At 35.5% G+C, this 13,217-nt stretch carries 3 protein-coding genes; all 3 read right to left on the bottom strand.

Annotation, left to right across the window (positions count from 1 at the left end):
- Positions 1–2 precede the first annotated feature (2 nt).
- Genes MKY08_RS05600 through MKY08_RS05590 form a run of 3 tightly spaced genes read right to left on the bottom strand, consistent with a single transcriptional unit; the run spans position 3 to position 13,205 of the window.
- Positions 3–10,694 carry a hybrid non-ribosomal peptide synthetase/type I polyketide synthase gene (locus tag MKY08_RS05600; RefSeq protein WP_069509916.1) on the bottom strand — a complete coding sequence of 3,564 codons (10,692 nt, stop codon included), beginning with the start codon at positions 10,692–10,694 and terminating at the stop codon, positions 3–5.
- 35 nt (positions 10,695–10,729) lie between these two features.
- Positions 10,730–11,206, bottom strand: coding sequence for a DUF6790 family protein (locus tag MKY08_RS05595; protein ID WP_024361545.1), 477 nt, complete (start codon positions 11,204–11,206; stop codon positions 10,730–10,732).
- 46 nt (positions 11,207–11,252) lie between these two features.
- Positions 11,253–13,205, bottom strand: coding sequence for an aminotransferase class III-fold pyridoxal phosphate-dependent enzyme (locus MKY08_RS05590; RefSeq protein ID WP_069509918.1), 1,953 nt, complete (start codon positions 13,203–13,205; stop codon positions 11,253–11,255).
- Positions 13,206–13,217 lie beyond the last annotated feature (12 nt).

The raw sequence follows: 13,217 nt of genomic DNA, 5'->3' as shown, positions 1-13,217 counted from the left end.
CCTTACTTTGGCGCTTCTTCTAAAACAATATGTGCATTCGTTCCACCGATGCCAAAAGAGCTAACTGCTGCTTTTAGTTTCCCATGAGTTGTATCTAGCTTCTTCGCCTCAGTATTGAAATAAAATGGACTGTTGTTAAGATCTAGTTTTTCATTAGGCTGATTAAAATTAATCAATGGTGGTACTACTTTTTTATCAAGCACTAAAACTGTTTTTATAAATCCTGCCACTCCTGCTGCTGCATCTAGATGACCGATGTTTGCTTTTACCGCTCCAATGGCACAGTAATTTTTTTTATTCGTTCCCCATGCCTGTTTTAAAGCTTCTATTTCAATTGGATCTCCTAAAGAGGTTCCCGTACCATGTGCTTCTACAAAACTAATCTCCTCTGGTTTAATACCAGCGTTTCCTAATGCAGATTTAATGACATCTGTTTGGCCCTTAATACTTGGTGCAGTATAGCCAATCTTGTCAATGCCATCATTGTTAACGGCAGAGCCTTTAATTACTGCATATATATGATCATTGTCTTTTAAAGCTTTTTTCAAAGGTTTTAACAATACGACGCCGCATCCGTTCCCAGAAACCGTACCTGAAGAGTCATTAGAGAAAGGTCGACAATGGCCATCTTTTGAAAAAATCATGCCTTCATGCCATAGATAGCCTTCTTTTCTAGGATAGGAAATACTTACTCCACCAGCGATTGCCATATCTGCCTCTCCATTTATGACAATCTGTGCTGCTTGATGGATCGCAACAAGTGACGTAGAACATGCCGTCTGAATGTTCATATTAGGACCTTTTAAATTCAACTTGTATGCAATTCTAGTTGTCAGAAAATCCTTCTCATTGTATGTGATTGCTTCGAATGCATCGATGAGGTCATTCTGGTTGTTCCCAAACTTCGACATCCATAACAGATTGGAACCACTTCCAGCGTACATAGCAATTTTTCCGTCATAGTCGAATGAATTGTATCCCGCATTTTCCAATAGTTCATACGTACATTGATGCAATAAACGTATTTGAGGGTCCATCATGCTAGCTTCCTTATCCGAATAATCAAATAGTTTCGCGTCGAAATATTCAACATCCTTTAAGAAGCCTTTTGCCCTTACATAGTTCTCTTTCTCAAATACTTCTTTAGGAATGCCACTCTGTAAAAGATCATCATCATTAAAGAAATGAATACTCTCTTTGCCATTGACAATATTCTGCCAGAATGAATGAATGTTTTCTGCGTCTGGGAATCGACATGCCATACCGATTACAGCTACATCGTCATTACGAATTTCCTCGGCATTCAACGCTTCAGTTGAATCCTCGAAGGCTTCATCAAAACCGTCATCATCAAAATAATCTTGATCAAATGATGGTTCCTCGGCATTCGTCTCGTTTTGGCTACCATTCTTACCACTTTCCTGTGATAATACTTGAACTAAACCATCGATGGTCGGATATTCAAAAAGCTTCATGACTGGAATCGTTAGCCCTAACTCACTATTAAGCTTGTTATTGACCATCATTAATGTGAAGGAATTCCCTCCTACATCAAAGAAGTTATCATAGATACCAATATGGTCTTTTTGTAAAATCTCTTTCCAAATATTCAGTATTTCACTTTCAAGTACTGATTTTGGTGGCATATTAACTTCAGTTACTTTCTTTTCATCTAAAGTTGCTAATGCATTTTTGTTTATCTTTCCATTCGGAAGGACAGGCATCTTATCTAATTGCATATATTCAGTTGGTAACATATAATTTGGCAATTTTGACTGTAACCATTTTTTTAGCCATAGTGAATCTGTTCTTGCTGCACTAGGAGCATCATCCTTTAGGCAATAATATAATGTCAAATTTTTGTTATAATCTGCATCTTCATCCGCTTTTACTACAACCATATTGACATTTTGATGTTCTAAAGCAGCTTTTTCAATTTCACCTAGCTCAATTCGATACCCTCTGATTTTAATCTGATTATCTAATCTACCAGAAATTTCGATTTCACCATTAGCATGCATTCTCCCTCTATCACCCGTTTTGTAAACTTTAATACCAGGTAAATCTTCTACTAAAGTGAACTTTTTATCTGTTTCTAGCTTATCGTTGTAATAGCCCCTTGCAAGCCCTTCTCCGGCAATACATATTTCTCCATAAACTCCATATGGTTGTAACTGTTGTTCTTCATTCAGAATAAAAATTTGTGTGTTGGCAATTGGCTTGCCGATACTTATATAATCTGAATGTGTAAGGTCTTTTGTAGTTGACCATATAGTTGTCTCAGATGGCCCATACATGTTATAGATACTTGCTAGAGATTTTGATCTAATATCTTTAAGTAATTGAATTGGGAAGTTCTCTCCACCACTTAAAATACATGTCAACTGTGATAATGCTGGTGCAAACGCAGGATTATCGACAAATGCTTTAATTCTTGATACCGTACTTAAAATATGTGTAACGCCATACTTTATAATTTTTTGTGCAGCTAAAGTTGAATCTAGCTGTTCAATTTCATCTGCCATGTATATAGAATGACCTGTGCACATTGGTACAATGGATTCAAATGCAAAAATGTCAAAAGATAATGTCGTTAAGCAAATGACTCTATCTTCTTCATTTCTAAATAGCCTTCTATTGACAATATCGTAGATAAAATTAACGACAGATGCATGATTGACCATAACGCCTTTTGGTTTTCCTGTTGATCCAGAAGTGAATATCGTATAGGCTAGTGAATTTACGTTGCAGGTCACTTCAGGATTTTTAATATTTTGTTCGTGTGCTTCTAATGCTCTACAGTCTATATTGATCCCGTTATAATCAACTGTTCCCACGTTATCTCGATCTACTAGCAATGCCTTTGGTTTACTTAATTGAATCATATGGTCAATTCGCTCTTTTGGATAATTATGATCAATCGGAACATAGGCAGCTCCTGCTTTTAAAATGCCAAGCATACCAGCTAACATATTTTCATTCCTTGTTGTCATAATACCGACTAAATCTTCGTGTTCGACATGTAAGGATAGTAACTTGTGGGCAATTATATTGGCCTTTTTATTCAACTCTCGGTATGTCCAGACTGTACCATCTGAAGTAATCAATGCTGTTTTATCTGGATGTTTATCGACATTTCTTTCAAACATTTTGTGAAGTGTTACTTGATCTGCTAGATCAAGCTTTGTCTCTTCCAATTGTCTTAAGATGTTGTCTTTATCTATAGAAGAAACTACATTCATTTTGCCAATTAGCGTTTCGCTATCCTTTAAGATACTTTCAAGAATTGTCTTGTAATTACTTTGCATTCTCTCCATCGTATCCTCGTTAAATAAATCAGTTGAAAAGTCAATAAAGCAGTCAATGTCTTTATTTTTACTCTGTTGTTGACACGTTAGAACTAAATCATAAGCTGAAGTTTGCGTATCAAATTGGAACGGACTAATTTTTATGCCATCAATATTCAAATCGTGAGTCTCCATGTTCTGGAAATCAAAACAAACATCGAACAGTGCATTGCGATTAAGTGTCCGTGTAATATCCAATTGCTCAATCAAATCATCGAATTGATACTCTTGATTTTTTAATGCTTGAATGGTATTTTCTTTCACTTCATGGAAGAAATCGATAAACTTTTTCTTTGCCATTGGCTTGTTTCTTATCGCAAGCATATTAACAAACATACCCATGATATCCTTGACTTCATCCGTTGTACGTCCTGCTACCGGTGAACCAATCACGATGTCTTCCTGTCCAGAATATCTTTGAAGCAATACATACCAAGCACTTAGTAACGTCATATACATTGTGGCACTGTTTTTTTGTGCAAACTTTTCCAATCTCTGCGCCATTTCACTTTCAATAGAAAAATGAATTCTTTTTCCTGCGAAAGTTTTGATTGCAGGTCTTTCCTTATCAATCGGAAGCTCCAATACAGGAATCCCATCTTTAAACATTTCAGTCCAATATTTTTTAGATTCTTTTATTTTTTCAGATGCTAGATACTGATTTTGCCATTCTGCAAAATCTTTATAGTGCACAGTTAATGGTGGCAACGAAGACACATATAAATCATTAAAATCTTTTGTCAATATTTCAACAGATGTCCCGTCTGCAATAATATGGTGTACATCGAATAATAGGATGGATTTCTCATCTGAAACTGTCACTAATTTTAGTCTACATAAAGGCGCTTTCGATAAATCAAAAGGTCTTATGAAATCCTCAATTAATTCTTTTACTTGATCATCATTGTCAATCAATTGTTCAGTAAAAGTTAATTCCATATCTACATGATCCTCAATCAGTTGGACAACTTTATTATCTTTGATATCAAAGGACGTTCTTAATATTTCATGTCGCATCAATAGTTTTTCAGCAACTTGTCGTACCTTTTCCTCACTTAGTTTTCCTTCTATAATAGTGGCTGAAGGAAGATTGTATGCGGTACTTGTTTTATCCAGCAAATGCAAACTATACATACGTTTTTGCGCGGAAGAAGTATTATAATAAGCAGCTTTTTTTAATGGGACTATTTTATTTTTATTTACAGAATGTCCAGTCAAACTAGCGATATAGGCATTCATTTTCTTTGGTGTCGTATGTTTAAATATTTCAGTAACAGCTATTTTTATACCTGTTTTACCCTCTATCACATTCGAAAGGCTTACCGCTTTTAATGAGTCTCCGCCTAATTCAAAGAAATCCTGATTTTCTGTGATATGTTCAAATCCCAGTACGGATTTATAAGATTCAATAATGCATTCCTCTAAAGAATCCTTGCTTTCAATCGTTGCCGTAATTTGCTCTGAAGCTTCGAGTACTTTTTGCATTTCTGGATTACTTCTCACTGTATTTCCTTCTTGAGCTATTGTAATCGTAATAGGGTATCGTTTTTTCTCGAAATGATAGACTGGTAGCGACACTCTATTGCGGACGTTACTGCCCATAAATTTCTGCCAATTTAGTTTTACTCCAGCACTCCATGCAAGTCCAAGTTTTGCATAAACATAGTCCAAATCATGTTCTTTTTCTATTGCGTGTCGTAAAATATTCAGGAAGATTTGCCCTTCTTTTCTCTCTTTATGCTGTAATGCAAAGGTACATAAAGATCTTCCTCCACCTATCTCGATAAATGCTGCATGCTCATCTTGTAAGATTAATGCTAGGTTTTTATCAAATTGTACTGGGTTTATAATATGTTCTGCCCAATATGTTGGCGTGCACATTTCATTTTCCTTTACCCATTCACCAGTGACATTTGAAACAATCGGAATGGATGGATTGTTAAATTGAAATGCTTTGAGATATTCGCCGAACTCCATTGCGGCATCCTGCATCATATAGGTATGGAATGCATGTGAGGTTTTAAGTATTGTCGCATCAATACCTTTTTCTGACATTATTTTTTCAAATGCCTCTATTTTTTCTTTCGTTCCACCTACGACACAACGATCCGAAGTATTATTTAATGCTAACGATACGCCCTCAATTAGCATTTCTTTCACTTCGTCTACACCTTTCATTACAGCAAGCATGACACCCGACTTCTGCTTCTGCATAATATCTCCACGGGCTCTGACAATTTTTACGGCATCAGCAAGACTCCATACGCCTGCAACTGCTGCGGCTGTCACTTCACCAATACTGTGTCCGATAAACGCCTTTGGCATTATTCCAACATCCATCAGTATTTTGGCAAGTGAAAATTCCGTAACAAATAATGCAAATTGACTATATTTTGTCTGATTAACGAGAGAGGAATCGGCATTTCCATAGATAATATCAAAGAATTCATGTTGTTCTTCTTCATTTAGATAGCCGAATATTTCATCAACATACTGGCGGTAACGTTTACCTATAAAGCTGTCTGTTGCGTAATATAATTCTCTTCCGATTCCTTGATATTGGCTGCCCTGTCCTGAAAACATAAAGTAAACATGCTTACCTTCGTTAGCTTTTTTAAATTCACTGTCAAGAATTTCTTCTATAAACTCATCGACATTTATATCTCTTCCAAGATGCTCATTCACTACAATGGCTTTTCTATATTTGAAATGCTTTCTGCCCGCCATCAATGTCCAAGCAGCATCGGAACGGTTTATACTTTGATCTGACGCAACATACTTTAGCGTTGATTTTATATTTTCAATTAATGCATTTTTTGTTTTTGCTGAAAACAGGAACAGGTTGGTCTTTTCTTCCTCACCGCTGTTTTTTACAGGCGGTGCTTCCTCCAATACCATATGTGCATTCGTTCCACCAACACCAAACGAATTGATTCCAGCTCTAAGAGGACGGTTGTTGTCATTTTGCCATTCCATGCCATTACTTTGTACAATAAATGGTGTCTCATCGAAATTAATCTTTGGATTAGGATTTTTATAATTTACTGTCCCAGGTATAAATCGATTCTTTAAGCTTAATGCCACTTTTATTAATCCTGTTACACCTGCTGCCGTATCGGTATGACCGATATTGCCTTTTACAGAACCTAAGAGACTGTATCTTTTTTTATCTGTGGCAAATGCTTTTGTTAACGATTCAACCTCAATTGGATCGCCTAATATAGTACCTGTTCCATGTGCTTCAATATAGCCTACCGTTTCGGGGTCGATTTCTGCTCGTTTATAAGCTTCTCTTATTACCTCTGCCTGTCCCTCTACACTTGGCGCAGTAAAACCTGCCTTTTGACTTCCATCATTATTGATAGCAGAGCCTTTAATAACTGCATAAATATGATCTCCCGCTTCAAGTGCCTCATCTAGTCTCTTTAATACAACAATTCCCATTCCATTTGAAAATATTGTACCGCTAGCTTCCGCATCAAATGGACGACAGTGTCCATCAGATGAAAACATCATCCCATCTTGATACATATAACCACCATCATTTGGAAGTTCAACAGTAACACCACCAGCAATGGCTATATCACATTCTCCTAACATCAGTGATTGACATGCTAGATGTGTTGTCACGAGGGTCGTTGAGCATCCAGTAAGGGATGAGAACACAGGCCCTTTAATATTAAATTTGTAAGCTAACCTTGTTGCGAGGAAATGATTCGTACTCATAGTAAATGCTTGATACATATCGCTGTAATTGTCATTATTGCCCAACGCTTCGTTATACCATTGGAAATCATCTGAACCACCGATGAAGATACCCATCTTATCTTCTGTCGATTCCGGATAATATCCCGCATCCTCCAATGCCTCCCATGTTCCTTTGTACAAAAGCCTTAACTGCGGCGACATAAGATTTACTTCGCTCGGTGTATATTCGAAAAATTCTGAATCAAAATATTCAATGTCTTCTACACGACCTTTAGCCTTTACATAATTACTGTTATGAATCATGTCTTCACTAATGCCAAGGTTACGAAGTTCGTCATCATTATAAAAATGGATACTCTCTTTTTCATGTTTCAAGTTATGCCAAAAATCTTTAATATTATCGGCACCTGGAACGTCAATTGCCATTCCAATGATGGCAATGTCAGAATAGACTGATTTTTTCTTTCTCTTGAAAAAATTCTTTCTGTCCTGAATTTCTACCTTTTCGTTTTTCATCATGTGCTCAGATAATAGACGTATCGTTGGGAATTGATATAAAACAGTAATAGAAAATTCCATATCAAGTACTTGCTTTAATTTGCTATGTACTAGAATCGCAGCCATGGAATGCCCACCGATTTCAAAGAAATTATCTTCTATTCCTACATGATCAATTTCTAATACCTCTTTCCAAGTTTGAGCAATAATTGTCTCTAATTCAGATTCTGGTACCTGATTAATTTTAGTAGTGTGATGATTATAGGTAGTATCTGCAATAAGTATTTTTCGGTCTATTTTCCCACTACTATTAATCGGCAGTTTCTCCATATGAACAAAGAATGCTGGGATCATATAGTCAGGTACATAATGACTTAAAAATGCTCTTAAATCAGCTACAGGCACTTGTTGTGGAGCAACATAATAAGCGCACAGTACAGGTAAATGGCTGGAAGATTGCTTCGTAACTACTACAGCTTCTAAAATGCCAGCAAACTGAACCATTGCATTTTCAATTTCCCCCAGTTCAATCCGCAATCCGCTAATTTTAACTTGGTGATCCATTCTCCCCATAAATTCGATATTGCCGTCAGGAAGCCATCTTGCCAAATCACCTGTTTTATACATCTTCTTAAACCAAACGGGATCTTTTCTTTCATCGTAGAATGGATTTTCACAAAATTTTTCATTTGTAAGTTCTTCTTTATTGAGATAACCTCGTGCCAATCCTACTCCACTTAAACATAACTCACCAGGTACACCTACCACCTGAAGTTGATTATTTTCGTCAATAACATACCATCGAATTTCATTTAATGGATGTCCAATCGGTACATTTGAAACACGCTCACATTTTTGAATAGAATGATGTGAAGCCCACATTGTACATTCTGTCGGACCATAAACATTTTCAAGATTTACAGGTAGTTTCATGTCAAAAAATTTATCAATTATATCAGCAGTTAATGCCTCTCCTCCAACAAAAATCCATCGTAAGGAGTGTAACTTTTCTTTATTATTTTTTACATTCAACAGTTCTAAAAACACCTTGAGCATGTTTGGTACAAAGTTGATATGGGTTACATGATAGCGATCTATACATTCTAAGATAAGTTCTGGATTTTTCTCACCATCATGTTCTAAAATACACAGAGCACCTTTTCCCATAAACCAGCCATACAGTTCCGTTCCCGAAATATCGAATGAAAAAGGTGTTTTATATAGATAAACATCCTCTTCTTGGACAGGAAAAAGTCTCTCCAAATCCATAATGGTATTGACTACACTATGGTTTTCAATCATTACCCCTTTTGGCTCCCCAGTCGAACCTGAAGTATACTCAATGTAGGCCAAGTCAAAAGGATTTAATACAATATTAAGATTGCTATCATCCCCGCTGTATGTTTCATTATCATCAACAAAAATAATTTGTTTATCCTGACAAAAATCATATTCCAAGTCTTTCGATGTAATTAAAATATTGATATCGGCATCGTTAAAAATATAATTTTTTCGATTTTCAGGATAATAATTTTCGATTGGAACATATGCACAGCCCGCTTTCAAAATCCCTAATATAGTAAGAACCATTTCTTTAGAACGTTTTAACTGTACACCAATTACTTCATTCTCTTTTTTCTTATGTTGCAATATTTTTCTTGCTATCTGATTCGCTTTTTTATTGACTTCTTCATAGCTCATGCTGCCATTATCAAAAAGAAGTGCTGTATGTTCTTTATGCGTGTGAACTCGCTCATGGAAAATATCTATAATATGCATTGGTTTATAATCGAAGAATGCACTTTGATTGAAAGTATTCAAAATTTGCTCTTTTTCATCTTCCAAAAATAAGTCGATATCTTTCACTAGTACATCCGTATGCGCTGTTACAGTTTCTAACAGTTTAATAAAACGTCTTCCTAGCATTTCGATCATTTCTTCTGCATAGATATCAGACTTGTACTGAATCTTAATCATGTCACCATCAGGCATTTCAGCAAGGATTACCATCATATTTCCAGGGAACATCGTATTGTCCAGTTCAAATGTGTCACATTCTACGCCTTCCCATGTCGGTTTACTATATTTGTCATATACGAAGGTAATATCGAAGATTGACTGAATCCCTGTATAGATACTAGATTCCGTTTCACGGGCAATTAAATTGTTGGGATACCCAATATTTTTATATGCCCCAATCATTTCCTCATACATTGCCTCAATAACATCTTTAAATGGTTTATGATTGTCGATTGTTACACTTAATGGCAATGTATAAATAAAGCATCCTATCGTTTCTTCAAAGTCAAACCCTGGTCTATTTGTGAATGGACTGGATACTACTACATTCTTTTCATTGCAGCATTTTCCCATCAATGCACTAAATGCCGCTAAACAGAAAATAAACGGCGTCACTTCTTCTTTTTGAGATGCTTTCTTTATACTGTTCATTAAATCCTTTGAAATTCGGTAAGACTTCTCTTTCCCTATCCCGTTATGATGAGCATTCGAGAAGTCCTTTGGAAAGTTCAAAGCATTTGCATCTTTTACTTTTTCTCGCCAATATTCCTTTTGTTTTTCATAGCTGCCATTCGCAAGTTTTTTATTTTCGGTTTCAACAAAATTTAAAAATCCGCAGTCTTCTGTTAATTCAATTACTTCACCATTTAGCGAATTGGAATAATAGGTAAATAGTTTTTTGATAAAAATATCAAGTGACACTCCGTCAGCAATAATATGATGAAGATTCAGTACTAGAATAAATACATTATTATCCTCTTTAATCAAGGACACCCTAAAAAGCGGTGCCTTTGATAAATTAAACTCATAGCCAACCTCTTCGTTAACTATTTCATCTATTCTCTTTTTATTATTTTCATTAGAAACATCATAATAATGAACAGCAGCATCTACTTTTTCGTTAATTATCATGGACACACTGCCATCTAGTAATTCAATATGACTGCGCAGTGCCGCTTGTTCATTCACCAACAATTGTAATGCCTTTTCAAACTTCGCAATATCTACTGCATTTTTTATTTTTATTGCTGCTGAGATATTATAATTATTTTTTTCTCCTGTTTGGCATTCAAAATAGATGCCCTTTTGGATCTCTGATAATTCGATCTTTTTTTTCAGCATTTTACACAGCACTCCTAAAATGGATTTTTATGTTTTTAGCCAATTACCCATATTCCACCAATAACAATAGATAATACGGTTATAAAGGTCTGATATGCAATATCCATTATGATATTTGCAATGCTGTCCGCGTCTGCCTTTTTATTCATTTTCATAACATTCCAGTGTGACCAAAGACCACTAATTCCATATATATACATAGCTACGATCGTTCCTAACCAGAACCCATCTCTAAACCAAATACACATAACGCCCATAACACCTAGACCTAATTGTGAAAATCCGTATTTTATCTGGAACGGCCCACCTGGCCAACCGACCATTTTCGCATTTTGTTTTGCAAAAATCATATTACTTAATAATCCTGTAATCCCTAAAAGTCCAAATGTTACTACGAACTGATGAAGTAAAATTACCGAACAGATCAACTGAGGGTCAGATGGAAATCCCTTCATATATAAGTCAATAACCGCAGTAACAATTCCTAATCCCCATAACACTAAAAAGAACATATTTTTATCTCCTATTTATATAAATCTATTTTCTGTCCAATCTTGTTTATTGATTAAAAAAATTTGCTTCTTTCATCTCATATACAGTTTTCTTTACAGCCTCTATAACATATTCGATATCTTCTTTGGAATGCTCTGTAGATAAGAAACAATTACGCCCTTCCCAAATATAGATACCTTTTTCTAACAAACCATAGAAAAATATTTCTTTTTCTAAATTTACGGTAAATCTAAATAATGAACCAAACTGATTGATACGAATATCTACGTTTTCACGTTCAAAGAATTGATTTAATTCTTTGACAAAATTCGTAGTTTTTAGATTCAATGTTTCATAAATAGTGTGTTTATTTTCCTTAATATATTCCAGCACTGCATTCGTAGCTGCCATCGCCATAGGATGATGACAGAAAGTACCTGCAACAAAAGTTCTTTTATCTTCATTAGGAGGAACAGAGTCGTCTCCGAAGTTCCACATTCCACCATCTATACTATCTAAATATTTTTTCTTACCAGCTAAAACACCTATTGGCATTCCGCCACCAATAACTTTTCCATACGTTACAATATCAGCTTCCACACCAAAGTACTCTTGTGCTCCACCACTGGCAATTCGGAAACCTGTAATAATTTCATCAAAAATTAAGGCAACGTTATGGTCTTGTGTTACTTGTCTTAATTTCAACAAGAAATCCTTCGGTTGAATATCTGGTCTGCGGCTTTGGATTGGTTCCGTTATAACGGCCGCAATCGTATCACAATGTTGTTCGATATAGTTCAAAGAAGATTCCGAGTTAAAATCCAACATCACAACGTCTTGCACTGCACTATCAGTAATACCTGGAACTAATGAAGTAGTTGTATGATTTGAATCATCTAAATAATTCGGCATTCCTAAAAAACCATCGTAAGTTCCATGAAAAGCCCCTGTAAAACACACGATTTTCTTTTTACCTGTAACAGCTCTTGCTACTCTGACTGCAAACATATTTGCCTCTGTTCCAGAATTACAGAAAAATACTCTGTCTACTCCCGCTAACTCGGAAATGTTTTGGGCTACTCGTCCAGTAAGCCTACCCATCGGACCAACAGGCATCCCTTTTTCAAGTTCATTTCTTAATGCTTTTCTAACAAATTCTGGGCTGTGTCCAAACATTAAGACCCCAAATCCCATCGTCAGATCAATCATTGTATTACCATCAATATCTATAATCTTTGAACCTTGGCCTTCTTCCGCAATAATTTGATAGAGCATTTCTTTATATAAAGGTCTAAAGCCCGCAGAGTTTCGATTACTCGCATATATATTTCTATATTGTTGAGTTCTATCCTTAGAGTTTTTAGTAGAAATATTAATGCGTTGTTCAATATTTTTAATGTATTTTAATTGAAGTTCATCTACTTCATCTTCTTTGTTAAAGTCTAGCTTTTTATAAGGCTTGTAATAATCATCGGATTTTGTCGGGGCTATTGCCGAACTGGCTTCCTTTGGCGCACCCTTTGTTTTCTGGCCTTTATTTTGGACTTTCGTTGTACTAGCTATTACTTTTAAAATCTCATTTTGTTTCGTCATAACATCATATTGGTTGTTAAACACTTGCACCATCATATTCATATCTAATTTTCCTACATTCTGATAAGCGACTTCATTTGTAGGATTGTGAAGTTCTTCAGGTAGCGCATCAATAACATCCATTACTTCTTCATACGTTTCCTCTTCTTGTACAGTCTCCACAATGCCATTTTCTGCAATGTAATCTGCAATTAGTTGTAACGTATTTAAAGTTGTAAAAAATACATCTAACGGAATTTCTACCTTGTACTTTGCATGAATTTGCTTTGCAAGTGTTAGGAGAAGGATTGAATCAAGACCATAGGAAATTAATCTCTTCTTTTCATCTATTTCTTCTTTTTCCATGGCAGATATAATATGAACAATTTCTTTTAATTCTTCTATTACGCTCATAGTTTTTGTTTCATCTAGAACTAGATTCTTCATTTTTTTACTCCT

The sequence above is a fragment of the Lysinibacillus sp. FSL M8-0337 genome (genome assembly GCF_038593855.1).
In the GTDB taxonomy this organism is placed as follows: Bacteria; Bacillota; Bacilli; order Bacillales_A; family Planococcaceae; genus Lysinibacillus; species Lysinibacillus sphaericus_D.
Note: the sequence above shows the minus strand (reverse complement) of the source record. Positions and strands in the feature narration are given on the sequence as shown.